The sequence below is a fragment of the Mesorhizobium sp. SP-1A genome, from assembly GCF_032460275.1.
GTDB lineage: Bacteria > Pseudomonadota > Alphaproteobacteria > Rhizobiales > Rhizobiaceae > Mesorhizobium.
In genome coordinates, this window is record NZ_JAVXZD010000001.1 from 276,630 (window position 1) to 300,271 (window position 23,642).

The following is a 23,642-nucleotide window of genomic DNA, read 5'->3' on the forward strand; positions in this document are numbered from 1 at the left end:
GTTTCAACCTGGAACTTGAAGTCTTTGCATCGAAAGAGTTTCGCCGTGAACGTCGCCGCTGGAAATCTTGAAGCTCTTGAAAGCTCGCTGCTCGCCGATATCGCGGCGGCCGCGGACGAACTGGCCATCGAGGCCGTGCGCGTCGCCGCCCTCGGCAAAAAGGGGTCGATCTCCGAACTGTTGAAGACGCTGGGTTCGATGACGCCGGAAGAGCGTCAGGCGAAGGGCCCGGTCATCAACGGGCTGAAGACCCGCATCACCGAGGCGCTGGCTGCGCGCAAGACCGAGCTGAAGGATGTGGCGATCGCCGCGCGCCTCGCCGCCGAGAAGGTGGACGTGACGCTGCCCGTGCGCCAGTCGCCGGCCGAGCGCGGCCGCATCCACCCCATCAGCCAGGTCATCGACGAGATCGCCGCCATCTTCGGCGATCTCGGCTTCGCGATCGCCGAAGGGCCGGACATCGAGACCGACTATTACAATTTCACCGCGCTGAACTTCCCCGAAGGCCATCCGGCGCGCGAGATGCACGACACTTTCTTCTTCCAGCCGGACGAGAAGGGCGAGCGCAAGGTGCTGCGCACGCACACCTCGCCGGTGCAGATCCGCACCATGGAGACGCAGAAGCCGCCGATCCGCATCGTCATACCCGGCAAGACCTATCGGCAGGATTCGGACGCCACCCACTCGCCGATGTTCCATCAGGTCGAGGGGCTGGTCGTCGACAGATCGGCCAACGTCGCCAACATGAAGTGGGTGCTGGAGGAGTTCTGCAAGGCCTTCTTCGAGGTGCCGTCGGTCAAGATGCGTTTTCGCCCGTCGTTCTTCCCGTTCACGGAGCCGAGCCTGGAGGTCGACATCCAGTGCGACCGCTCGCGGCCGGGCGAGGTGCGCTTCGGCGAGGGCAGCGACTGGATGGAGATCCTCGGCTGCGGCATGGTGCACCCCAACGTGCTGCGCGCCGGCGGGCTCGACCCAGACGAATATCAGGGCTTCGCCTGGGGCATGGGCATCGACCGCATCGCCATGCTGAAATACGGCATGCCGGACCTGCGCGCCTTCTTCGACGCCGATGTGCGCTGGCTCCAGCATTACGGCTTCCGCTCGCTCGACATGCCGACCCTGTTCGGAGGCCTGAGCGCGTGACGGCACTGCACACCGGCGGCTGCCGTTGCGGCGCGGTGCGGTTCGAGGTCTCGGCCGAGCCGCATCACGTGTCCTATTGCCATTGCAGCGATTGCCGGCGGGCGAGCGGCGCGCCGGTGTCGGCCTTCGTCGGCTTCATGGCCGATCAGGTGGCGCTGGAAGGCAGGACGCTGAAAAGCTTCGTCAACGGCCCGGTGGAGCGCTCCTTCTGCGGCAATTGCGGCTCGCCCATCGCCTATGTCGATGCGCGGCTCGCAGGCCAGATCTATTTCATGCTCGGCGTCATGGACATGCCGGCCTATTTCAAGCCGACGCACCACGCCTATGTGCGCGAGCAGCTTCCCTTCCTGCACATGCCCGACAACCTGCCTCGGCACCTCAAGAGCAGCGTCGCCAGACCAGACGGAAACGACCAATGAAATTCACCCTTTCCTGGCTCAAGGATCATCTCGACACCGACGCCACGCTCGACGAGATCGTCGCGCGGCTGACCGCCATCGGCCTCGAGGTCGAGCATGTCGACGACAAGGCGGCGCTGAAGCCCTTCGTCATCGCCAGGGTGCTGACGGCTGAGAAGCATCCCGACGCCGATAAGTTGCAGGTGCTGTCGGTCGATGTCGGCACCGGCGCTCCGGTCCAGGTCGTCTGCGGTGCGCCCAACGCGCGCGCCGGCCTGATCGGCGCCTTCGCCGCGCCCGGCACCTATGTGCCCGGCATCGACGTCACGCTGTCGGTCGGCAAGATCCGCGGCGTCGAGAGCCATGGCATGATGTGCTCGGAGCGCGAACTGGAACTGTCGGACGAGCACAACGGCATCATCGATCTGCCCGCGGATGCGCCCGTCGGCACGCCTTTCGCGGCCTACGCCCATCTCGACGACCCGGTGATCGAAATCAACCTGACGCCGAACCGCCCCGACGCGACCTCGATCCACGGCATTGCGCGCGACCTCGCAGCCTCCGGCCTCGGCAGGCTGAAGGACGTGCCCGTGGAGCCGGTCGCAGGCAAGGGCGAGACGCCGGTGAAGCTGACCATCGAGGCGCCCGAACTCTGCCCCGGCTTCGCGCTTCGCCTGGTGCGCGGCGTGAAGAACGGCCCCTCGCCGAAGTGGATGCAGCAGCGGCTGCTCGCCATCGGCCTGCGCCCCATCAACGCGCTGGTCGACATCACCAACTACGTCACCTTCGACCGCGGCCGGCCGCTGCACGTGTTCGATGCGAAGAAGGTTGCCGGCAATCTCGTCGTGCGCCGCGCCAAGGACGGCGAGAAGGTGCTGGCGCTCGACGGCCGCGAATACCAGCTGACGCCGGAGATGTGCGTGATCGCCGACGACAGTGGCGTCGAATCGATCGCCGGCGTGATGGGCGGCGAGCATTCCGGCTGCGACGAGAATACGACGGATGTGCTGATCGAATCCGCGCTGTGGGAGCCGCTGAACGTCGCCCGCACCGGCCGTGCGCTCGGCATCATCACCGACGCGCGCTACCGCTTCGAACGCGGCGTCGATCCCGAATTCATGGTGCCGGGGCTGGAACTGGCAACTCGCATGGTGATGGATCTCTGCGGCGGCGAGCCTGCCGAGGCCGAGGTCGTCGGCTATGCCGGCCATGAGCCGAAGATCGTCTCCTTCCCGGTATCCGAGGTGAAGCGCCTGACCGGCCTCGACGTGGCGAAGGACGAAAGCCTGTCCATCCTGTCGCGCCTCGGCTTCAAGCCGCTCGGCAATGGCGACGTGGTCGCTGTCGAGGTGCCGTCCTGGCGCCCGGACGTCGACGGCAAGGCCGATCTGGTCGAGGAGGTGATGCGCATCCACGGCGTGGACGAGATCGCGCCGCAGCCGCTCTCCAGTCACGATGCGGTGAACGGCAAGATCCTCACCACTCTGCAGATCCGCAGCCGGGCCGCGCGGCGCGCGCTCGCCGTGCGCGGCATGATGGAGGCGGTCACCTGGTCGTTCATCCCGGCAAAGCACGCGGCGCTGTTCGGCGGCGGGGCCGGCACGCTGAAGCTCGCCAATCCGATCGCCGCCGACATGTCCGACATGCGGCCCTCGCTGCTGCCCGGCCTGCTTTCGGCGGCGCAGCGCAATGCAGATCGCGGCTTCGGCGACGTCGCCCTGTTCGAGGTCTCGGGCACCTACGAAGGCGACGTTCCGGACGCCCAGCGCCGCGTCGCTGCCGGCGTGCGCCGCGGCACGGCGAAGCTGGATGGTTCCGGCCGGTTCTGGAGCGGCAACGCCCCCTCTGTCGGCGTGTTCGACGCCAAGGCCGACGCGCTTGCCGCGCTGGAAGCCGCCGGCGCTCCGGTGGACCGGCTGCAGATCGAAGCCGGCGGGCCGGACTGGTACCATCCGGGCCGCTCGGGCGTGATCAAGCTCGGGCCGAAGGTGGTGCTCGGCCATTTCGGCGAGTTCCATCCCAAGACGCTTGAGGGGCTCGACGTGGCCGGTCCGGTCTGCGGCTTCGAGGTCTATCTCGACGCCGTTCCCGAGCCCAAGGCCAAGCCGACCCGCACCAAGCCGAAGCTGGAGCTTTCGCCCTTCCAGGCGGTGAAGCGCGATTTCGCCTTCGTCGTCGACAAGGCCGTCGAGGCCGGGACCCTGACGCGCGCCGCGCTCGCCGCCGACAAGAGGCTGATCACCGGCGTTTCGGTCTTCGACGTGTTCGAGGGCGCATCGCTCGGCGAAGGCAAGAAGTCGATCGCCATCGAGGTGTCGATCCAGCCGCTGGAAAAGACGCTGACCGACGAGGATTTCGAGGCGCTTGCCCGGCGCGTGGTCGAAAATGTCGGCAAGCAGACAGGCGGCGTGCTGCGGGGATAGGCGCCGGCCGGAACTGGAAAAGGGCGCCGCGGGCGCCCTTTTTTTGAACATCGCCGTGGCCGGGACCGGCCGTCGAAGGCGCCAGGGAAGATGGAGGGCGGCTTGGTCGTTCATCTCCCATGTCGTTGCCGATCAGAAACACCCGGACAGGATATGGCTGGGCCGCGATCCTGTTCCATTGGGTTGTTGCCGTTCTTTTCATCAGCCAGTTTGGGCTCGGACTGGCCATGACCCGCATTGCGAGCCAGCGCGCGGCCTTCGAACTGATCCAGTTGCACAAGTCCCTCGGGTTCCTGCTGCTGGCGCTGGTATTGCTGCGCATGGGCTGGCGATTGGGCAATCCGCCGCCCGAACTGCCCCATAGCGTCGCGCCGTTGGAACGCCGGGTCGCGCCGCTGGTCCATTTCGCGCTCTATGCCCTGCAACTCGCCGTGCCTTTGACCGGTTGGGCGCTGGTTTCGGTTTCCGTGCTGGCGATTCCCAGCGTGCCGTTCGACCTGTTCGTCATGCCGAACCTGCCGCTCGCCATGTCGGAGCCTGCGGAACGGTTCTGGTCCGTCACGCATGGCTGGCTCGCCTATGCCGGCATGGCGCTGGTGGCGCTGCATATGGCGGCGGCCCTGCGGCACCATTTCTGGCTGCGCGATGCGGTGCTGGCCCGCATCCTCGGCGTACGCTCACGACGCTGTGATGGAAACGGCGCGGAATAGAAGCGCTGCCCGGCTCGTTCACTGCTTCGATGGAACATCCGCCGCGATGGCGGAACGCCCGAAGGAAAATCCAGATGTCCGCTCGAAGCTTTGCGTTAGCGGCGCTCGCCGTCGCGCCCCTCGCCATTTCGTACCTCCCTGCTGTCACCAGCGCCCGCGCCGCCATCTCGCTGAGCGATGCCGCCGGGCGTTACACGATCAGCCCGGCGGGCTCGTCGGTCCGGTTCTCCATCCGCAACATGGGCGGCGGCGACCTGAACGGCGCCTTCGCGAAATTTGGCGGCACCATCCGCATCGATGCGGGCGATGTCGGGCGCTCGGCGGTGGACATCACCATCTACCCGGCCAGCGTCGGCACGGGACAGGAGCGCATCGACGCCTTCCTGCGCTCCGACGCCGTGTTCGACACCGCGCGGGAGCGTGAAATCCAGTTCCGCTCCACCGGCGTGAAGCGCATAGGCGAAACCACCGCCGTCATCACCGGTCGCCTCACGGCGCGCGGCAAGACCTTTCCCGAGCAGTTCACCGCCACGCTGGCCGGCTTGAAGTCCGGACGCATCGATTTTCACGTCACCGGCAAGGTCCTGCGCTCGCGCTACGGCATGGATGTGGGTACGCCGATCTACTCCAACGTGGTCGATTTCGACATGAGGCTCAGTGCGCGGCGCGGCTGAGCCATGCCGCCTGCATTGGCTTTTTCCGCGTTTTCGGGCACATCTTGGCTTTCCCGCCACGCAAGCGAAAGGAAAGCCGATGTTCCGCTGGGGTGTATTGTCAACGGCCAAGATCGGACGCGAGCAGGTGCTGCCAGCCATAGCCGAGGCCGCAAACGGGGTGCTGGCCGCCGTCGCCAGCCGCGATGTCGCCAAGGCCCGCGCGCTGGCCGACCGTTTCGGCGCTCCGCATGCCTTCGGTTCCTATGAGGAGTTGCTGGCGTCCGACACGGTGGACGGGGTCTACATCCCGCTGCCGACCTCCCAGCATGTCGAATGGACGGCCAAGGCGATCGAAGCCGGCAAGCATGTATTGGTGGAGAAGCCGCTGGCGCTGAAAGCGAAGGACATCCTGCCGCTGATCGCGCTGCGCGACGAGAAGGTGAAGGCAGGCCGCAAGCTGCTGGTCAGCGAGGCCTTCATGGTCACCTACCACCCGCAATGGATCCGGCTTCGCGAGCTGGTGGCCGATGGCGCGATAGGCCGCCTGCGGTATGTGCAGGGCGCGTTCAGCTATTTCAACGTCGATCCGACCAACATGCGCAACAAGCTCGATCTCGGCGGCGGCGCGCTGCCCGACATCGGCGTCTACCCGACCGTCGCCACCCGCTTCGTCACCGGCAAGGAGCCGGTGCGCGTGCAGGCAACGATCGAGTGGGACAAGGCTTTCGGCACCGACATCTATTCCTCGGTCCGGGCCGATTTCGGCGATTTCGAACTGTCTTTCTACCTTTCGACCCAGATGGCGGCACGGCAGACGATAGTGTTTCACGGCGAAGCCGGCTTCATCGAGGTCGCATCGCCCTTCAATGCCGGCCTCTACGACGATCACCGCATCACGCTGCACAACCAGAACCATAGCGAAGCGCAGGTCTGGCGCTTTCCAGGCACCCAGCAATACAGGCTGGAAGTGGAGGCGTTCGCGCGGGCCGCGCAGGGCGGCAAGGACCACGTCTTCACGCTGGAGGAGTCCGTGCTTAACCAGAAGGTCATCGACGCGATCTTCCGTGCGGGAGAAAAGGACGGCTGGGAAGGGGTCTGAGCCCCGTCCGGCCGCATCTCCGCAGGCGCTAGACATGGGCTGGTCCGCGAACCGGTCACGCCGGCTCTCTTACGCGCAGGCGCCTGTGACCGGGACAGCTTCGGCAAAGACCGTCAAACCGCGTCTTCATGAGTGCGCAGATGCTTGCGCGTAGGACGGCCTGTTCTTATATACCCCGCAGACCGCGCGTGACCGCGCAGCAGAGTGGCTGTGCGCGGAATTCTTGGAGAACAGGGGCTTTCGCCGGAACGCCTGACAGGGTCCTTGAAAGCCTGCTTGAAGGAGAGATTTAGAGCAATGGCAAAAGTAATCGGCATCGACCTCGGAACCACCAATTCCTGCGTCGCCGTCATGGACGGCAAGGACGCCAAGGTCATCGAAAACGCCGAAGGCGCGCGCACCACGCCTTCCATCGTGGCCTTCACCCCGGACGGCGAGCGTCTCGTCGGCCAGCCGGCCAAGCGCCAGGCGGTCACCAATCCGGAAAACACCATCTTCGCGGTCAAGCGCCTGATCGGCCGCCGCTATGACGATCCGGTGACGGAGAAGGACAAGAAGCTTGTCCCCTACAAGATCGTCAAGGGCGACAACGGCGATGCCTGGGTCGAGGCGGACGGCAAGAAATATTCGCCTTCCCAGATCTCGGCCATGATTCTGCAGAAGATGAAGGAAACGGCCGAATCCTACCTCGGCGAGAAAGTCGAGAAGGCCGTCATCACGGTTCCGGCCTATTTCAACGACGCCCAGCGCCAGGCCACCAAGGACGCCGGCAAGATCGCCGGCCTCGAGGTGCTGCGCATCATCAACGAGCCGACCGCGGCCGCGCTCGCCTACGGCCTCGACAAGAAGGAAGGCAAGACCATCGCCGTCTACGACCTTGGCGGCGGCACCTTCGACATCTCCATCCTGGAGATCGGTGACGGCGTATTCGAGGTGAAGTCGACCAATGGCGACACCTTCCTCGGCGGCGAGGACTTCGACATGCGCCTGGTCGAGTATCTCGCGGCGGAGTTCAAGAAGGAACAGGGCATCGACCTCAAGAACGACAAGCTTGCCTTGCAGCGGCTGAAGGAAGCCGCGGAGAAGGCCAAGATCGAGCTGTCTTCGGCCTCGCAGACCGAAATCAACCTGCCCTTCATCACCGCCGATGCCTCGGGCCCGAAGCACCTGACCATGAAGCTCACCCGCGCCAAGTTCGAGCAGCTGGTGGACGACCTGGTCCAGCGCACCATCGAGCCGTGCAAGGCAGCGCTCAAGGACGCCGGGCTGAAGGCCGGGGAGATCGACGAGGTCGTGCTCGTCGGCGGCCAGACCCGCATGCCCAAGGTGCAGGAAGTCGTGAAGCAGTTCTTCGGCAAGGAGCCGCACAAGGGCGTCAATCCCGATGAGGTGGTGGCGCTGGGTGCCGCGATCCAAGCCGGCGTGCTGCAGGGCGACGTCAAGGACGTGCTGCTGCTCGACGTCACCCCGCTGTCGCTCGGCATCGAGACGCTCGGCGGCGTGTTCACGCGCCTCATCGAGCGCAACACCACGATCCCGACCAAGAAGAGCCAGACCTTCTCGACCGCCGAGGACAACCAGAACGCGGTCACGATCCGGGTCTTCCAGGGCGAGCGCGAGATGGCGGCCGACAACAAGCTGCTCGGCCAGTTCGACCTCGTCGGCATTCCGCCCGCACCGCGCGGCGTGCCGCAGATCGAGGTGACCTTCGACATCGACGCCAACGGCATCGTCAACGTCTCGGCCAAGGACAAGGGCACCGGCAAGGAGCACCAGATCCGCATCCAGGCGTCCGGCGGCCTGTCCGATGCCGACATCGAGAAGATGGTCAAGGACGCGGAGGCCAACGCCGAGGCGGACAAGAAGCGGCGTGCGTTGGTCGAGGCGCGCAACCAGGCCGAGGCTCTGGCGCACTCTTCGGAGAAGTCGCTCAAGGACTATGGCGACAAGGTCTCCGAGGCCGACCGTACGGCCATTTCCGATGCCATCGCCGCGCTGAAGAGCGCTGCCGAGGGCGAGGATGTGGCCGAGATCGAGGCCAAGTCCCAGGCGCTTGCCGAAGCTTCCATGAAGCTTGGCCAGGCCATGTACGAAGCCTCGCAGAAGGAGACGGCAGAGACCGACGCCAAGGCGGACGCCGCCAAGGATTCGGACGTGGTCGATGCCGATTTCGAGGAAATCGACGAGAACGACGACAAGAAGTCGGCCTGAAGCTGACGGCAGACAAGCGAGAAGCCCGGTTCAGGCCGGGCTTTTTTGCAACCATGAACGGAAAAATGCAGGCGGTTCCTTTGCCGGCTCTGGCATCGGAACCGCAACGCACCTAAATCGAAGACCGGGTCGAGTTGCATGCCCGGCCGGCTGGAAAGCGCGCAAGCGCGCCTGAAGCCGTCCGGCACGGGACCAAGATGGGCTTTAAATGAAAAATGAAGGCTGATTTCTACGAAACGCTCGGCGTGCAGAAGACCGCCGACGACAAGCAGCTCAAGGCCGCTTTCCGCAAGCTCGCCATGGAGTTCCATCCGGATCGGAACCCCGGCGACCACGCCTGCGAGCACAAGTTCAAGGAAATCAACGAGGCCTATGAGTGCCTCAAGGACCCGCAGAAGCGTGCCGCCTACGACCGTTTCGGCCATGCCGCCTTCGAGCATGGCGGCATGAATGGTGCCGCCAACGGCTTTGCCGCGGGCGGTTTCGCCGACATTTTCGAGGATATCTTCGGCGAGATGATGGGGGGCGGCCGCCGCCGTTCCTCCGGCGGTCGCGAGCGCGGCGCCGATCTGCGCTACAACATGGAGATTTCGCTGGAGGAGGCGTTTGCCGGCAAGACCGCGCAGATCCATGTTCCTGCTTCCGTGTCCTGCACCGAATGTTCCGGATCGGGCGCCAAGCCCGGCACGCAGCCGGTCACCTGCTCCATGTGCAACGGCCATGGCAAGGTGCGCGCCAGCCAGGGCTTCTTCTCCATCGAACGCACCTGTCCGCAATGCCAGGGCCGGGGCCAGACCATCAAGGACCCCTGCACCAAATGCTCCGGCCAGGGCCGCGTCACCGAGGAGCGCTCGCTTTCGGTCAACATCCCGGCCGGCATCGAAGACGGCACGCGCATCCGCCTGGCGGGCGAGGGCGAGGCCGGTCTGCGCGGCGGCCCGGCGGGAGATCTCTATATCTTCCTGGCGGTGAAGCCGCACGAATTCTTCCAGCGCGACGGCGCCGATCTCTATTGCAAGGTGCCGATCTCGATGACCACGGCCGCGCTTGGCGGTTCGTTCGAGGTGGCCACGCTGGACGGCACGCAGACCCGCGTGAAGGTGCCGGAAGGCACCCAGAACGGACGCCAGTTCCGCATGAAGGCCAAGGGCATGCCCGTGCTGCGCCAGCCGCAGATCGGCGACCTCTATATCCAGGTCGCGGTCGAGACGCCGCAGAACCTGACGCGCCGGCAGCGCGAATTGCTTGAGGAATTCGAGCAGATTTCCTCGCAGGAGAACTCGCCTCAGTCGAGCGGCTTCTTCTCGCGCATGAAGGACTTTTTCGAGTCCTTCGGCGAACGCTGATTGCCGTCCGGCGCCGGGAACGGAAGCCGGGCTGGGTCGTTTGCAGGGCGTGGCCAGCGGTTTTGGCGAGCATTACGTCGCGTCATCAACAGCTTGGACCAGTCCGCTCCTTGCGATGGACCACATAGCTGTTTAGTAGCGGTGCGGGGGAGCCTATCAGGAGAAAGCTGCCATGGCGCGTAGTCCCGGTTTGAAGAAAACGCTCGCGGAGAAGTTCGACGACGAGCTGAAATTCTTCCAGGGATGGGTGAGGAGGCCAAAGGCCGTCGGCTCCATCATTCCCACCAGCAGCATCACCGCGCGCGAGATGGCCTCGGTCGTCAACCCGGCGTCGGGCCTGCCGGTGCTGGAGATCGGTCCGGGCACCGGTGTCATCACGCGGGCCATACTGGCGCGCGGCGTGAAGCCCGAGAACCTCTATGCGGTCGAATACTCGCCCGAATTCGTGCGGCACCTGCGCCGGCTCTATCCGGCCGTGAACGTCATAGAGGGCGATGCCTTCAATCTTTCGGCGGCGCTTGGCGATCATCGCGACCTGACGTTCGATTCCGTCGTTTCGGGCGTGCCGCTGCTGAATTTCCCGGTCGCCCGCCGTATCGCCTATCTGGAAAGCCTGCTCGACCGCATTCCGGAAGGACGCCCGGTCGTGCAGCTCACCTACGGGCCGCTGTCGCCCATCCCGCCGGGCCGTGGCGACTACACGGTCGAGCATTTCCATTTCGTCGTGCGCAACATTCCCCCGACGCAGCTCTGGATCTACAGGCGCGGCCGTCGCAATTGAGCGGGGGGTCGCTCCGTTTCGCGCTTCCTGTTGATTCGTTCCCCGCTTGGCCTATAGGTGCAGGCAATCACAGGAAGCTGGAATGCGGGTGACGCCGAGAATTCTCGTCTTCGCCGGGTCGGTCCGGACCGGTGCCTATAGCGGCCGGACCGCGGACGCGGCGCAGAAGACCCTTGCGATGCAGGGTGCCGAGACCACCCGGGTCTCGCTTGCGGACTATCCGTTGCCGATCCTCGACGAGGATCTGGAGCGGGAAGAAGGCATCCCCGAAAACGCCATGCGTCTTGCGCGCCAGGTTGCGGCGCATGACGGCGTTCTGATCGCCACGCCGGAATATAACGGCTCGATCCCGCCGCTCCTGAAGAACGCAGTGGATTGGGTGAGCCGCGTGCGCCGCGATGGCGGACGGACCTTCATGCCGATGGCGGGCAAGCCGGCTGGCCTGTGTTCTTCCTCCGCCGGCCAGTTCGCGGGCATCCGCGCGATCAACCATCTGCGCGCCGTGCTCGTGCGTTGCCGCATGGAGGTGGTCGCGCCCGAATGCTCCGTGCCGGCCGGCGCGGCGGCGTTCGACGAGGCCGGCAATCTGCGCGACGAAAGACTGAAACAATCGATGGAGCATCTATGCCGTACGCTGATGGAAACCGCATCCATGTGGTCGAAGCGGGTGGAGCCGTGAGCGCCGACGCCATGCGCGACCGCCTCATCGTCGCCCTCGACGTGCCGACGGTGGCGGAGGCCGCAAAGGTCGTGCGCGACCTCGATGACGGCGTTTCCTTCTTCAAGATCGGCTATCAGCTGGCCTTCGCCGGGGGGCTCGACTTCGCCCGCGAACTCGCCGCCGGCGGCAAGAAGGTGTTTCTCGACATGAAGCTGCTGGACATCGACAACACTGTCGCCAAGGGGGTCGAGAACATCGCCGGGATGGGCATGGCCATGCTTACCCTGCACGCTTATCCCAAGGCGATGAAGGCGGCGGTGGAAGCCGCGAAAGGCAGCGACCTGTGCCTGCTCGGGGTCACCGTGCTGACCTCGATGGACCAGCAGGACGTGATCGACGCGGGCTATCAATACGATCCGCGCACGCTGGTGCTGCGCCGGGCCGAACAGGCACTCCGGGCAGGCATGGGCGGCATCGTCTGCTCGGCCGAGGAAGCGGCTGCGGTGCGGGGCGTCATCGGTCCCGATCTTGCCCTCGTCACGCCGGGAATCCGCCCGGCAGGCGCCGCACATGGCGACCAGAAGCGCGTGGTCACGCCGGCCGATGCCATCCGCAACGGCGCCAGCCACCTGGTCGTCGGTCGCCCGATCGTCGGCGCTGTTGACAGGCGGGCCGCCGCCGAAGCTATCTTGGCGGAAATGCGCGCGGCCTGACATCCCGGCCGCGGCTCAGCATCGGAGGAAGGAATGCCGAAGGGATATTGGATCGCCCGCGTCGATATACGAGACGCCGAGGGCTACAAGGATTATGTGGCGGCCGCCAAGCCGGCATTCGAGCGCTTCGGCGGCAGGTTCCTGGCCCGCGGCGGCGCGTATGAGGCGGCGGAGGGTCCGTGCCGGGCCCGCAACGTCGTCATCGAATTCGATACGCTGGCCGCCGCGCACGATTGCTACAATTCGCCCGAATACCAGCGCGCAGCCGCCATCCGCCAGAAGTTTGCCGACGGCGAGATCGTGCTGGTCGAGGGGCTCTGACGCCGTTCGGGCCGGGGGGGCTGCCGCCGCTCATGGAATCTTAACGGGGCCGGGCGTTTGCTACCGCCGCCTGCGCGGCGGATCGTCGCCGCGCAGCGCGACCGGACACGAATTCCATGCCGACAAGCTCTGCATCGCGCCTGTACAATCTCGACCTGCTGCGGCTCGTCTCCGCTGCCATGGTGCTCGTCTTCCACTATGGCTTCCGCATGGCGATCTCGGGCGAGGGTGGGGGCGTCGGCTTTCCCGAGCTTGCGCCGGTGGCCATGTGGGGGGATGTCGGCCTGTTCGTCTTCTTCGCCATCTCCGGCTTCGTCATCGCCATGTCGGCGCAGAACCGCTCCGCCTATGACTTCGCCGCCGGGCGCTTCGCGCGGCTGTGGCCCACCTTCGTGCTCTGCGCCAGCATCACCGCGCTGGTGCTGCTCGCCTGGCCGGTGCCGGGCATTGCGCGCCCGACGCTGGCGCAGTGGGCGGCGCAGTTCGTCATCGTCTCCCGCATCTTCGGCCAGCCCTTCATGGACGGCGCCTACTGGACCATCGTCTACGAGATCATCTTCTACGGCTGGGTGTTCCTGCTGCTCGCGGCCGGCTGGTTCCGCAAGGGCTGGCGCGTCGCCGTTCCGGTCTGGCTCGCGCTCTCGGTCTTCAACGAGCTGGTCCTCGGCAGCGACGTGGTGCGCAAGCTGCTCATCACCGAATATTCGGGCTTCTTCTCATTCGGTCTCGTGCTCTTCCAGGCCCGCAGCCGGTTCGACCGCCTGACCGCCCTGCTCCTGGCGCTAGCCTTCGCCTGGGCGATCGCAGCCGCCTATGTCATCGAGCCGCGCATGGTCGATCAGTACGGCATTGTGCGCAATGCATGGGGCGTCGGCCTGTTCACCGTGCTCGGCCTCGCCGCAGTGGCATTGGCCGCCTTCGCGCCCGCCCTGCCGATCCCGGCCCGCCTCGCTTACGGGCTGGGCGCACTGACCTACCCGCTCTACCTGCTGCACCAGCACATCGGCTATGCGGTCTTTGCCCGTTTTGCCGACGCACAGAACCGCTGGGTCGTGGCGGCGCTGCTGGTCTGCGCCTTGCTGGGCCTGTCCTGGGCCATCGCGGCGCTTGTCGAACCGAGATGCCGCCGCGCCATCCTCGACCTCGCGGCACGCCTCAAGCGAGGGTTCCGGCCGCTCGAAGCCGTCTGACCTGGCAAGCTACATCAGCCGGAAGGGGATGCCGGTCAGCAGCGCTTTTACCAGCCGCTTGTTCTGGTAGAGGCCGTTCAGCGACACGCGGCCATAGGCGGTCGGTCTTTGCAGATTGTGCGGCCCGAGCACCCCGGGCTGCGTCGTCACCGCCACCTTGAAGCCGGCATCCGCCGCCGCCTTGAACTCGCGTTCGCCGACCGCCGCGGCATATCCGTAAGGGTAGGCGAGGCTCTGCGGCTCCCGGCCCGTGAATTCCGCCACCGCGCACGCCGAGCCGGTCAGTTCGGCTCTCAGGCGCGCGTCGTCGACGCGGCGCAGATTGACATGGGTCAGCGTATGGGCGCCGAACCTGACCAACGGGTCTCGCGACAGCTCGCGCAGCTCGCTGGCGTCCATCACCAACTGATCGATGATGCCGGCCGGATCGATGCCGTGGGCCTCGGCCAGCCTGTCGAGCAGCCCAATGGCCTGGTCTTCCTCCGTGGTCTGCACGAAGCGGCTGAAACGGTCGAAGGCGGCAAGCTTTTCGGCCAGCGTGCGCATTGGAACCTGCTCGACGCCGGCCCCGAAATCGAATTCCACCTCGATGGCCTCGCGGGCGAGGGCCTCCGCCGTCTCCCACCATGCCGAGCGGGTGCCTTCCACGAAGCCTCGGGTGATGAAGATCGTGTAGGGCACGCCATGCCTGCGGAACACCGGCGCGGCATGTTCGGCATTGTTGCGGTAGCCGTCGTCCAGCGTGAAGGCGACGAAACGGCGTTCGTCCGCGGGATCGGCAAGCAGACGGGGCAGGTCCTCCAGCGCCACGGGCACCAGGCCGCTTTCGATACAGGCGCGGATCGCCTCGTCGAGGAACTGCGGCGTTACCGACAGCAGCGCGTTGGGCGCGAAGCGATGCGGTTCGGCCGGGCGCACGTGATGCAGGGTCAGCACCACGCCCCGCCCGCCCGCCGATGGCCAAAGAGCGCCCGCCCGCGTCAGCGCGACGGCTTCGAGGCCGCCCCGGATGGCTGCATATTTCAGGGTTCGCCTGGCCGTGCTCTTGAAGGACATGCCGCGCTCCCGATGGCTCAGCGCAGGATGCGGCGCGTCAGCACGCGCCAGGCCGTGAGCGGGATGTCGATCAGGCCGGGCACGGGATCGTCGCCGGCGAAGGCGGCCCAGCTTCGCACCGAACCGAGGGCGCGCGCGTAGCTGCCGGTCGTGAGCTTCCCCTGTGCGCGCAATTGCGCGGCCGCCGCCAGATCGCGCACCAGATACATCCACGCCGCTCCCGAGCGGATGGCGGCGGGCCGCGCCGGCCGGCTGTTGGCGACGTCCCACATCATGGCGCCGAGATCGACCCCGGCCGCCTTGGCGAGCCCGAACCACGACCACGGCCGTGGATTGACGTCGAGCACGCGCAGCACGCCGTCGCGCGGATCGCGCTTGAACTCGATTTCGACCAGCCCGTGATGCCGGATCGAGCGCAGCAGCAACCTTGCCGCCTCAGCCGCGTCGGACACCTCCATCGCCTCGACGAAGGTGGAGGTATAGCCGAACTCCACCGGATATTGCCGGGTGCGGCGCGCGGTGAACTCGGCTACCGGCTCGCCCTCGTTCCAGAGCGCGGCGTAGGAGAATTGGCACTCGCCGCCGCCCGGAATCAACTGCTGCACCACGACGTTTTCGAGCCCGATCTGTTCGGCGGCGTCCGAAAGGGCCGTTAGAAACGATGCGCGGTCGTCGGCACGCACCACCTTGGCGCGCTGGAAACGGCTGCTGCCGCCCATATTGGGTTTCAGCACGACGGGGAAACGGATGTCGGCGCCTGACGCTTCGTCCAGCGAGGCAAATTCATAGGTCAGCGGCGTGTTCAGCCCGAGTTCCGCCGCGCGCCGGTAGAGCAGGGGCTTTTCGCACACCCATTTCAGCCGCTCCCACGGCGGCAGCGTCAGTCTGTAGGCGCCCGCCAATGTCTCCGCCGCCTGCGAAACCAGGCGCACCTCGGTGTCGCCGCCGGCGACCAGCAGGGCGCCGGAAAGGCCGGCGGTGCCGGCGAGTTCAAGCAGGAAACCGGCGGCATCGGCGGCGTTCTCTCCCCGCCAGCCGAACTTACCGCTTATGTGGCGCGACCGTCCGGGCAAGGGCGTGTCGTTGCTGACCAGCCAGACCGGCACCTTCTGTGCGCCGAGGCTGCGCGCCAAGGCCAGGGTGCCATGCGCACCGCCGAGGATGACGACGCCGGGAATGGCGCCGGGGGAACCGGGATTATCTTTCTCGTGCCGGGAGTCAGGTGTCATGGTCGGCTCCGGCAATCGGCACTCATCGAAGGTCAAGTGCGCCATGGCAGGCCGATTGAATTGGTCCAGGAAGCCTAGCCGATCCCCGGTTAACAAACGCTTGGCTGCGAACTCCACCGAGGGTCGCAGCGCCTGGACCGGGAGGTTCGCGTGTGGGAAAGCCGCCCCGTTCCAAGCCTTTGTTTCCGGGCCATGATCTTGTCCGAAAGGAGAGCGTTTGCCGGTTCGGCCGGTTCTGGGCGCCTCACGCCTCGACCGGCACTCCTGTGCTCGCCCGCATGATCAGATCGAGGTCGATGCGGGTCCGGACCATGAAGTCGGAGTCGGGACGCCCGATCGCATCGACGATGGCCTTTCCCGCCGAAACCCCGATGCGCCGCGCGGGAATCCGCACCGTCGTCAGCGCGGGCTCGATCTGCGCCGAACCGGCGAAATCGCCGATGCCGACGACGGAAAGCGCGCCGGGAATGGAAATCCCCAGCTTCGTCGCGGCGAAGATCGTACCTTGCGCGAGCACGTCGTTGCCGCATAGCAGCGCCGTCGGCCGGTCTTCGCCGGCCAGCAGGTCCAGGGTTGCTGCCTTCGCCTGTGCGATGCTGTAGGGCACATCCAGTTGCCACTGCTCCTTCATCTCCACGCCCCTGGCTTGAAAGACCTCGACGGCCGCGGTCTTGCGGTCTCGCGCGCGGTCGTTGCCGTGCGTGGGGGGAAACACCATGCCGATGCGCCTGTGGCCGAGCGCGACGAGGTGTTCGGCCGCCAGCCGGCCCGCCTCGCGATTGTCGATGCCGATGCAGGGCAGGGCCGCGTCCGGCAGGTAGTTCCAGATCGCCAGCACCGGCACATGCTGCTCCTCGATCAGGCGGAAGGTTCCCGGGCTGTGGTCCAGCCCGACCACGGCCAACGCATCCACCCGGTGCTCGAGCAGCTTGCGGATCAGCCGGTACTCGTTGTCCAGATCGTAGCCGTGCGACGCGAGCAGGAGCGTGAAGCCTTGATCGCTCACCGTGTCGTTGAACGTCTGCACGACCTCCGCAAAGATCGTGTTGGCCACGGTCGGCACCACCAGCCCTATGGTCGCGCTGCGCCGGCCATGCATGGCCTGCGCGGCGCGATTGCGGATATAGCCAGATTTTTCGATGGCGAGATCGATCTTCCTGCGGGTCGCGGGATGCACCAGATCCGGATGGTTCATGGCGCGTGACACCGTTGCGGGTGAAACGCCTGCAAGCCGCGCCACGAAAACAATATCCGGCTTAACCATCTGATTTTAATCCTGTAAATTCCAGAAGAATGACGATTTATGAAAACATTTGCAAGGGTGTTTTCATGACTTAAGCTTTCCCGAATGCGTGAAGTGAAAGGCAGGCGGATGGACATGTCGGACGACATCCTCTCGGTGGACGCGGTGATCGGACGGGCGCGTGTCGCGCAGGCGGCCTATGAGGCGCATGGCAGCCAGCGCCGTTACGATCTTGCCGCGCAGGCGGCCGGCTGGGCGATCATGCAGCCCGAGCGCAATCGCCGCCTTGCGGAACTCGCGGTGCGCACCACCGGGCTCGGCAATGTGGCCGACAAGATTACCAAGAACCATCGCAAGACGCTCGGGCTCCTGCGCGACATTCAGGGTGTCCCGACCTGGGGCGTTCTGTCCGACGATGCGGACACCGGCATTGTCGAGATCGCCCGGCCCATCGGCGTCATCGGCGCGGTGGTGCCCTCGACCAATCCGGCGGCGACGCCCGCCAACAACATCATCAACGCCCTGAAATGCGGCAACGCCATCGTCTTGTCGCCCTCGCCGAAGGGAGCGGCCTGCTGCGAGATGCTGCTGGGCTTCATCCATGCCGAGTTCGACAAGATCGGCGAGGACCGCGACCTGGTGCAGATGCTGCCGGGCGCGGGCGGCAAGGCCAAGACGCAGCGGCTGCTGGAAACGGCCGACCTGGTGGTCGTGACCGGCAGCCAGGACAATGTCCGCCGGGCCTATGAAAGCGGCACGCCGGCGATCGGCGTGGGCGCGGGCAATGTCGCCGTCATCGTGGACGAGACGGCGGACCTGGCCGGGGCGGCGCGCAAGATCGCGCTCTCGAAGACTTTCGACAACGCGACCTCATGCTCCTCGGAAAACGCGCTGATCGTGGTCGATGCGGTCTATGACGATTTTCTTGCGGTACTTGCGGCTGAAGGCGGCGCGGTCGTTCCCTCGTCGGAAGCGGCGGGCATAATCGACCGGCTTTGGAAGAACGGGCATCTCAACCGCGAGATCATCGCGCAGGATGCCGACGTAACGATCCGGGAACTCGGCCTTTCCGGCAAGGTCCCGGCCGGAACGCGGCTGATTGCGGTCGAGACCGAGGGCATCGGGCCCGACCATCCGCTCTCCGGCGAAAAGCTCAGCCGCGTCGCCGCACTTTACCGGGCGCGGGACTTCGACCATGCGGCGGATCTGGCGCGGCGCATCCTGCTGCATCAGGGCGCCGGCCATTCCGTCGGCCTGCATTCGCGCGACGCGGACCGCTCGGTCGCCCTCGGCCGCAGCCTGCCCGTCTGCCGGGTGATCGTGAACCAGGCCCATTGCTTCGCCACCGGCGGCGCCTTCGACAATGGCCTGCCGTTCTCCCTGTCGATGGGCTGCGGCAGCTGGGGCGGCAACTCGATCGACGCCAACCTGCATTGGCGCCATTTCATGCAGCGTACCCGCATCGTGCGGCCCATTCCGCCACGCGAGCCGAAGCTCGAAGAGGTCTTCTCCGACTATTGGAAGGAGGCCGGCAAGTGACGGTCGATCCGCATCGCCCGCCGCAGGGCACCGTCCGCGACTGGCTCGACCATCGCGCCGACTGCCAGGGCGAGGCGGTCAGCCATCTGTTTCCCGCAGGGGGCGCCGCGCTCACCTGGAAGGAATTGCGCGATGCCGCCGCAGGGATCGCGCGCCACCTGACCGGCCTCGGCTTGTCGCGCGGCGACAGCGTGGCGCTGATGATGCCCAACGGGCGCAACGCCGTGCTCGGTCTGTTCGGCGTGCTCTATGGCGGCTTTCGCACCACCATGATCAATCTGGTGGCCGGGGCGGATGCGATCGGCTACGCGCTGTCGCATTCCGGCGCGAAAGCCCTGCTCTTCGACAAGGGGCAGCGGCAATTGCTGGACAGCGCATTGGCCGCTCATTCCGCCGCGCCGATCCTGATCGAGGTCGACGCCGGCTTCGAATGGCCCCAGGGCGTCGAACCGGCCGCGCTTCATGCGCATGACGCCGAGGACGACGCGCTCCTGATGTACACTTCGGGAACGACCGGGCGGCCGAAAGGCGTGGTCCACAGCCATTCCAGCCTGCTTGCCGGCGGCTGGAACACGGCGCTGGCGCATGAGCTGACGGCACAGGACCGCGCCCTGTGCGTCCTGCCGGTCTATCACATCAACGGGTTGTGCGTGACGATCCTCGGACCGCTGCTGTCGGGCGGGTCGGTGGTTGTGTGCGAAAGGTTCTCCGCCAGCCAGTTCTGGGCGACTTGCGAGGAACATGCCGTCACCTGGTTCTCGGTGGTGCCGACGATCATCTCGCATCTCCTGCATGGAGACGGCGCGCCTCAGCCGTCCTGCGCGGCACGCATCCGTTTCGGGCGTTCGGCTTCGGCGGCGCTGGCGCCGGAGGTGCAGAACGGTTTCGAGCGCCGCTTCGGCATTCCGATAATCGAGACCATGGGATTGACCGAAACCGCGGCGCAGATCCTGTCGAACCCGTTGCCGCCGGGAACGCGCAAGGTCGGCTCTCCCGGCCGCGCCGTCGGCAACGAGATCGCCATCCTGTCCCCCGATCTCGTGCCGCTGCCGGCCGGCGTGGAAGGCGAGATCGCCGTGCGCGGCGCGAATGTCATGCGGGGCTATCTCGGCGACAGCGCGGCCACCGGCGCGGCGCTGACCCCGGACGGCTGGCTCAGGACCGGCGATCTCGGGCGTCGGGACGAGGACGGTTACGTCTTCGTCACCGGGCGTCTGAAGGAACTCATCATCAAAGGCGGCGAGAACATCGCCCCGCGCGAGATCGACGAGGCGCTCTACGCCCATCCCGACGTCGTCGAAGCCGCGGCCTTCGCCCGCAAATGCGCCACATATGGCGAGCGCGTCGAGGCGGCGGTGATCCTGCGCCAGGGCTCGACCCTGCGCGTGGCCGACCTGATTTCCATCTGCGAGGAGAGGCTGGGCAAGTTCAAGTCGCCCGAGGTCATCCATCTGATGGCCGCGTTGCCGAAGGGGCCGTCGGGCAAGATCCAGCGGCTGAAACTGGCCCAAATGACGGAATGAAGCCGGCCGGGACACGGTTCCGGCGACGGTGCCTTGAATGAGACGAGTGAGGAAGATCGCCACGATGAAGATGAGCACGGAAGAATCGTTTGTGAAGGTTTTGCAGATGCATGGGATTGAGCATGCGTTTGGCATCATCGGCTCGGCGATGATGCCGGTTTCGGACCTGTTCCCGAAGGCGGGGATAGCGTTCTGGGACTGCGCGCACGAGACCAATGCGGGGCTGATCGCGGACGGCTATGCGCGCGCGACGGGCAAGATGTCGATGGCGATCGCGCAGAACGGTCCGGGCGTGACCGGGTTCGTGACGGCGGTCAAGACGGCGTACTGGAACCACACGCCGATGCTGCTCGTCACCCCGCAGGCGGCCAACCGGACGATGGGCCAGGGCGGCTTCCAGGAAGTGCCGCAGATGGCGCTGTTCGAGGACATGGTGTGCTACCAGGAGGAGGTGCGCGATCCGTCCCGCATTCCGGAGGTGCTGAACCGGGTGATCGAGAAGGCCTGGCGCGGCTGCGCCCCGGCGCAGATCAACATCCCGCGCGACTACTGGACCCATGTCATCGACGTGGAGCTGCCGCAGATCGTGCGGCTGGAGCGGCCCTCGGGCGGCCGCGAGGCGATCGCGGCGGCGGCGAAGCTGCTGTCGGAGGCGAAGTTCCCGGTCATCCTCAACGGCGCGGGCGTGGTCATCGGCGGGGCGATCGCCGAATCGGTGGCGCTGGCCGAGCGGCTGGACGCGCCGGTGTGCTGCAACTACCAGCACAATGACGCCTTCCCCGGCAGCCACCGCCTGGCCGCCGGCCCGCTCGGCTACAACGGCTCGAAGGCGGCGATGGAGCTGATCGCCAGGGCCGACGTGGTGCTGGCGCTGGGCACCCGCCTCAACCCGTTCTCGACGCTGCCGGGCTACGGCATCGACTACTGGCCGAAAGAGGCCAGGATCATCCAGGTCGACATCAACCCCGACCGCATCGGCCTGACCAAGAAGATCACGGTCGGCATCTGCGGCGACGCCAAGGAGGTGGCGCGCCAGATCCTGGAGCAGCTGGCCGGCACGGCGGGCGACGCCGGGCGCGAGGAGCGCAAGGCGCTCGTCCACCAGACGCGCTCGGCCTGGCTGCAGCAATTGTCGTCGATGGACCACGAGCAGGACGATCCGGGCACGCGCTGGAACGAGGAGGCGCGGCAGCGCGACGCCGGGCTGATGTCGCCGCGCCAGGCGTGGCGGGCGATCCAGGCGGGGCTGCCGAAGGAGGCGATCGTGTCGACCGACATCGGCAACAACTGCGCCATCGGCAACGCCTATCCGAGCTTCGAGGCGGGGCGCAAATATCTGGCGCCGGGCATGTTCGGCCCGTGCGGCTATGCCTTCCCCTCGATCATCGGCGCCAAGATCGGCTGCCCCGACGTTCCGGTGGTGGGCTTTGCCGGCGACGGCGCCTTCGGCATCTCGATGAACGAGATGACCTCGATCGGGCGCAAGGAGTGGCCGGCGATCACCATGGTGGTGTTCCGCAACTACCAGTGGGGGGCGGAGAAGCGCAACACCACGCTGTGGTACGACAACAACTTCGTCGGCACCGAGCTCAACCGCGACTTCAGCTACGCCAGGGTGGCGGAGGCGTGCGGCTTCAAGGGGGTGGTGGCCGACACGCCGCAGAAGGTGACCGAGGCCATCCGCGCCGCCTGCGAGGACCAGGCCAGGGGCGTCACCACCTTCGTCGAGATCGTGCTCAACCAGGAACTGGGCGAGCCCTTCCGCCGCGACGCCATGAAGAAGCCCGTCCCCGTCGCCGGCATCTCAAAAGGCGACATGAAACACCAGAAAGGCGCGTGACGATCGAGCCGCTGCGTCCTCCGGCCTTCGGTCCGGCGGCGCGGCGGATTCCCGACCGAACAAGGTCGACCGCAGGATTTGAAAGGAGCGGACAGTTCGGGGTTCCTGGCCGAATACCGGGATCGGAAATCCCGCCGGAGGAGGGCGGGTTTCAACAACGGCCGGAAAACGGCTCATGAGCGCCGTTCGACGCCAAGGGTAAGCATATCCAGGGAGGAGACATGCTACGGCTTACACGCTTCAGGACGACGGATCGCGTCCTGTTCATCATCTGCCTGATGTATTTGGTCACCTATATCGACCGCGTCAACATCAGCACCGCCGCCCCGGCCATGCAGGCCGAACTGGGCCTGTCGAACTTCGAGCTCGGGCTGGCCTTTTCCGCCTTCGCTTATCCGTACGCCCTTTTCCAGATACTTGGCGGGCGGCTGGGCGATCGGCTGGGGCCGCACAAGACCCTGATCATCTGCGGCGGCATCTGGTCGGCCGCCACCATCATGATCGGCTTCGTGGAAGGCGCGATCTCCCTCGTCATCGCCCGGCTGCTGCTCGGGGTTGGCGAGGGTTCCGCGTTCCCCACCGCCACGCGCGCCCTGTCCAACTGGATGCCGGCGGAAAAGCGCGGCTTTGCGCAGGGCATCACCCATGCGTTCGCCCGCTTCGGCAATGCCCTGACCCCGCCGCTGATCGCGTTCCTGGTTATCACGCTGTCGTGGAGGGATTCCTTCATCATCGTCGGCCTGGTCAGCTTCCTTTGGGTCGGGGTCTGGTGGTGGTATTTCCGCGACGACCCCCGCAACCACAAGGGCGTCACCCAGGAAGAACTGGCGGCGCTGCCGCAGGAAAAGATCGCGGGCGAGCGAAAGACCGTCCCCTGGGGCCGGCTGCTGAAGCGGATGCTTCCGGTGACGCTGACCGACTTCTGCTACGGCTGGACGCTCTGGCTGTTCCTGAACTGGATCCCGTCCTATTTCCTGCACCAGTACAATCTCGACCTGAAGAAGTCCGCCATCTTCTCGGCCGGCGTGTTCCTTGCAGGCGTCGTGGGCGATCTGGCGGGCGGCTGGATCAGCGACGGCATTCTGCGCAAGACCGGGAACGTCACCTTGGCACGCACCGGCGTCATCATCTTCGGATTCCTGGGCGCTTTCGTGTGCATGTTGCCGGTCCTGTTCTCGGCCGACCTGCTGACGGTGGCCTTGAGCCTCAGCGCCGCGTTCTTCTTTGCGGAGCTGATCGTCGCACCGATCTGGGCGGTCCCGATGGATATCGCGCCGCGCTATTCCGGCACCGCCAGCGGGTTCATGAATTTCGGCTTCGGACTGGCCGGGATGATCTCTCCGGTCGTGTTCGGCCTCGTCATCGACATGACCGGGCGGTGGGACCTGCCGTTCGCGGCATCGCTCGTGCTGCTCCTAGCGGGCGCGGTGCTGGCCTTGTGGATGCGGCCGGACCAGCCTTTCAGGGACCATGAGGTCGACGGCGAGGACGGCCGCCGTGTCGACCTGAAATTCGCCGGCGCGGCGCCAAAGGCCAAGTGACGCCGGCTGCGGAGCCCGC

20 protein-coding genes are annotated in these 23,642 nt (G+C 66.2%); 17 read left to right on the forward strand and 3 right to left on the reverse strand.

Features of this window, described 5'->3' with window-relative positions; all coding sequences use genetic code 11:
- Nucleotides 1-45: 45 nt before the first annotated feature.
- From pheS to QU595_RS01385, 13 genes are all read left to right on the forward strand, one after another.
- Nucleotides 46-1,143, forward strand: a complete 1,098-nt coding sequence (gene pheS / locus QU595_RS01325) for a phenylalanine--tRNA ligase subunit alpha (protein ID WP_315918445.1) — start codon at nucleotides 46-48, stop codon at nucleotides 1,141-1,143.
- Nucleotides 1,140-1,562 (forward strand): GFA family protein, encoded by a 423-nt coding sequence (locus QU595_RS01330; RefSeq protein WP_315918446.1) that lies wholly within the window; start codon nucleotides 1,140-1,142, stop codon nucleotides 1,560-1,562. The genes pheS and QU595_RS01330 overlap by 4 nt, the downstream gene beginning before the upstream one ends.
- Complete coding sequence (gene pheT, locus QU595_RS01335) at nucleotides 1,559-3,964, forward strand: phenylalanine--tRNA ligase subunit beta (RefSeq protein WP_315918448.1); 2,406 nt, start codon at nucleotides 1,559-1,561, stop codon at nucleotides 3,962-3,964. The genes QU595_RS01330 and pheT overlap by 4 nt, the downstream gene beginning before the upstream one ends.
- Nucleotides 3,965-4,083: 119 nt before the next feature.
- On the forward strand, nucleotides 4,084-4,674 hold the full coding sequence (locus tag QU595_RS01340; protein ID WP_315918450.1) for a cytochrome b: 591 nt from the start codon (nucleotides 4,084-4,086) through the stop codon (nucleotides 4,672-4,674).
- Between the two features lie 74 nt (nucleotides 4,675-4,748).
- The gene (locus QU595_RS01345; protein WP_315918452.1) at nucleotides 4,749-5,348 is read left to right on the forward strand and encodes a YceI family protein; all 600 of its coding nucleotides are present in this window, start codon (nucleotides 4,749-4,751) and stop codon (nucleotides 5,346-5,348) included.
- Nucleotides 5,349-5,427: 79 nt separating this feature from the next.
- On the forward strand, nucleotides 5,428-6,429 hold the full coding sequence (locus tag QU595_RS01350) for a Gfo/Idh/MocA family oxidoreductase (RefSeq protein ID WP_315918453.1): 1,002 nt from the start codon (nucleotides 5,428-5,430) through the stop codon (nucleotides 6,427-6,429).
- Between the two features lie 297 nt (nucleotides 6,430-6,726).
- Nucleotides 6,727-8,640: a molecular chaperone DnaK gene (dnaK, locus tag QU595_RS01355; RefSeq protein WP_315918454.1), complete on the forward strand. Its 1,914-nt coding sequence runs from the start codon at nucleotides 6,727-6,729 to the stop codon at nucleotides 8,638-8,640.
- A gap of 215 nt (nucleotides 8,641-8,855) precedes the next feature.
- Nucleotides 8,856-9,986 carry a molecular chaperone DnaJ gene (gene dnaJ / locus QU595_RS01360; protein WP_315918456.1) on the forward strand — a complete coding sequence of 377 codons (1,131 nt, stop codon included), beginning with the start codon at nucleotides 8,856-8,858 and terminating at the stop codon, nucleotides 9,984-9,986.
- A 172-nt stretch (nucleotides 9,987-10,158) separates the two neighbouring features.
- Complete coding sequence (gene pmtA, locus QU595_RS01365) at nucleotides 10,159-10,767, forward strand: phospholipid N-methyltransferase PmtA (protein ID WP_315918458.1); 609 nt, start codon at nucleotides 10,159-10,161, stop codon at nucleotides 10,765-10,767.
- Between the two features lie 82 nt (nucleotides 10,768-10,849).
- Nucleotides 10,850-11,446, forward strand: coding sequence for an NADPH-dependent FMN reductase (locus QU595_RS01370; protein WP_315918459.1), 597 nt, complete (start codon nucleotides 10,850-10,852; stop codon nucleotides 11,444-11,446).
- 11 nt (nucleotides 11,447-11,457) lie between these two features.
- On the forward strand, nucleotides 11,458-12,141 hold the full coding sequence (gene pyrF / locus QU595_RS01375; RefSeq protein ID WP_410000488.1) for an orotidine-5'-phosphate decarboxylase: 684 nt from the start codon (nucleotides 11,458-11,460) through the stop codon (nucleotides 12,139-12,141).
- A 33-nt stretch (nucleotides 12,142-12,174) separates the two neighbouring features.
- The gene (locus tag QU595_RS01380) at nucleotides 12,175-12,462 is read left to right on the forward strand and encodes a DUF1330 domain-containing protein (RefSeq protein WP_315918461.1); all 288 of its coding nucleotides are present in this window, start codon (nucleotides 12,175-12,177) and stop codon (nucleotides 12,460-12,462) included.
- A 116-nt stretch (nucleotides 12,463-12,578) separates the two neighbouring features.
- Nucleotides 12,579-13,652 (forward strand): acyltransferase, encoded by a 1,074-nt coding sequence (locus QU595_RS01385; RefSeq protein WP_315918462.1) that lies wholly within the window; start codon nucleotides 12,579-12,581, stop codon nucleotides 13,650-13,652.
- Between the two features lie 9 nt (nucleotides 13,653-13,661).
- On the opposite strand, the gene QU595_RS01390 is transcribed toward QU595_RS01385, so the two are convergent.
- The 3 genes from QU595_RS01390 to QU595_RS01400 form a co-directional block, all read right to left on the reverse strand.
- On the reverse strand, nucleotides 13,662-14,708 hold the full coding sequence (locus tag QU595_RS01390; RefSeq protein WP_315918463.1) for a polysaccharide deacetylase family protein: 1,047 nt from the start codon (nucleotides 14,706-14,708) through the stop codon (nucleotides 13,662-13,664).
- A 17-nt stretch (nucleotides 14,709-14,725) separates the two neighbouring features.
- Nucleotides 14,726-15,937: an ATP-grasp domain-containing protein gene (locus QU595_RS01395; RefSeq protein WP_315918465.1), complete on the reverse strand. Its 1,212-nt coding sequence runs from the start codon at nucleotides 15,935-15,937 to the stop codon at nucleotides 14,726-14,728.
- A gap of 244 nt (nucleotides 15,938-16,181) precedes the next feature.
- The gene (locus QU595_RS01400) at nucleotides 16,182-17,201 is read right to left on the reverse strand and encodes a LacI family DNA-binding transcriptional regulator (RefSeq protein ID WP_315918466.1); all 1,020 of its coding nucleotides are present in this window, start codon (nucleotides 17,199-17,201) and stop codon (nucleotides 16,182-16,184) included.
- A 114-nt stretch (nucleotides 17,202-17,315) separates the two neighbouring features.
- Between QU595_RS01400 and sauS the strand changes: the two genes are divergently transcribed.
- The 4 genes from sauS (at nucleotide 17,316) to QU595_RS01420 (ending at nucleotide 23,623) form a co-directional block, all read left to right on the forward strand.
- Nucleotides 17,316-18,719 (forward strand): acylating sulfoacetaldehyde dehydrogenase, encoded by a 1,404-nt coding sequence (gene sauS / locus QU595_RS01405; protein ID WP_315918468.1) that lies wholly within the window; start codon nucleotides 17,316-17,318, stop codon nucleotides 18,717-18,719.
- Entirely contained in the window at nucleotides 18,716-20,242 is a 1,527-nt protein-coding gene (locus tag QU595_RS01410) for an AMP-binding protein (RefSeq protein ID WP_315918469.1), read from the forward strand. The genes sauS and QU595_RS01410 overlap by 4 nt, the downstream gene beginning before the upstream one ends.
- 64 nt (nucleotides 20,243-20,306) lie before the next feature.
- Entirely contained in the window at nucleotides 20,307-22,082 is a 1,776-nt protein-coding gene (xsc, locus tag QU595_RS01415; protein WP_315918622.1) for a sulfoacetaldehyde acetyltransferase, read from the forward strand.
- Nucleotides 22,083-22,303: 221 nt separating this feature from the next.
- Nucleotides 22,304-23,623, forward strand: coding sequence for an MFS transporter (locus QU595_RS01420; protein ID WP_315918471.1), 1,320 nt, complete (start codon nucleotides 22,304-22,306; stop codon nucleotides 23,621-23,623).
- Nucleotides 23,624-23,642 lie beyond the last annotated feature (19 nt).

Bases quoted from the DNA above. Each gene is read 5' to 3' on its own strand.
- xsc (WP_315918622.1), top strand. From the start codon at position 20,307: ATGAAGATGAGCACGGAAGAATCGTTTGTGAAGGTTTTGCAGATGCAT.
- QU595_RS01400 (WP_315918466.1), bottom strand. From the start codon at position 17,201: ATGGTTAAGCCGGATATTGTTTTCGTGGCGCGGCTTGCAGGCGTTTCA.
- pheT (WP_315918448.1), top strand. From the start codon at position 1,559: ATGAAATTCACCCTTTCCTGGCTCAAGGATCATCTCGACACCGACGCC.
- QU595_RS01340 (WP_315918450.1), top strand. From the start codon at position 4,084: ATGTCGTTGCCGATCAGAAACACCCGGACAGGATATGGCTGGGCCGCG.
- pmtA (WP_315918458.1), top strand. From the start codon at position 10,159: ATGGCGCGTAGTCCCGGTTTGAAGAAAACGCTCGCGGAGAAGTTCGAC.
- QU595_RS01345 (WP_315918452.1), top strand. From the start codon at position 4,749: ATGTCCGCTCGAAGCTTTGCGTTAGCGGCGCTCGCCGTCGCGCCCCTC.
- dnaK (WP_315918454.1), top strand. From the start codon at position 6,727: ATGGCAAAAGTAATCGGCATCGACCTCGGAACCACCAATTCCTGCGTC.
- dnaJ (WP_315918456.1), top strand. From the start codon at position 8,856: ATGAAGGCTGATTTCTACGAAACGCTCGGCGTGCAGAAGACCGCCGAC.
- QU595_RS01395 (WP_315918465.1), bottom strand. From the start codon at position 15,937: ATGACACCTGACTCCCGGCACGAGAAAGATAATCCCGGTTCCCCCGGC.
- QU595_RS01420 (WP_315918471.1), top strand. From the start codon at position 22,304: ATGCTACGGCTTACACGCTTCAGGACGACGGATCGCGTCCTGTTCATC.
- QU595_RS01350 (WP_315918453.1), top strand. From the start codon at position 5,428: ATGTTCCGCTGGGGTGTATTGTCAACGGCCAAGATCGGACGCGAGCAG.
- QU595_RS01390 (WP_315918463.1), bottom strand. From the start codon at position 14,708: ATGTCCTTCAAGAGCACGGCCAGGCGAACCCTGAAATATGCAGCCATC.
- QU595_RS01385 (WP_315918462.1), top strand. From the start codon at position 12,579: ATGCCGACAAGCTCTGCATCGCGCCTGTACAATCTCGACCTGCTGCGG.
- QU595_RS01380 (WP_315918461.1), top strand. From the start codon at position 12,175: ATGCCGAAGGGATATTGGATCGCCCGCGTCGATATACGAGACGCCGAG.
- QU595_RS01370 (WP_315918459.1), top strand. From the start codon at position 10,850: ATGCGGGTGACGCCGAGAATTCTCGTCTTCGCCGGGTCGGTCCGGACC.
- sauS (WP_315918468.1), top strand. From the start codon at position 17,316: ATGTCGGACGACATCCTCTCGGTGGACGCGGTGATCGGACGGGCGCGT.
- pyrF (WP_410000488.1), top strand. From the start codon at position 11,458: ATGCGCGACCGCCTCATCGTCGCCCTCGACGTGCCGACGGTGGCGGAG.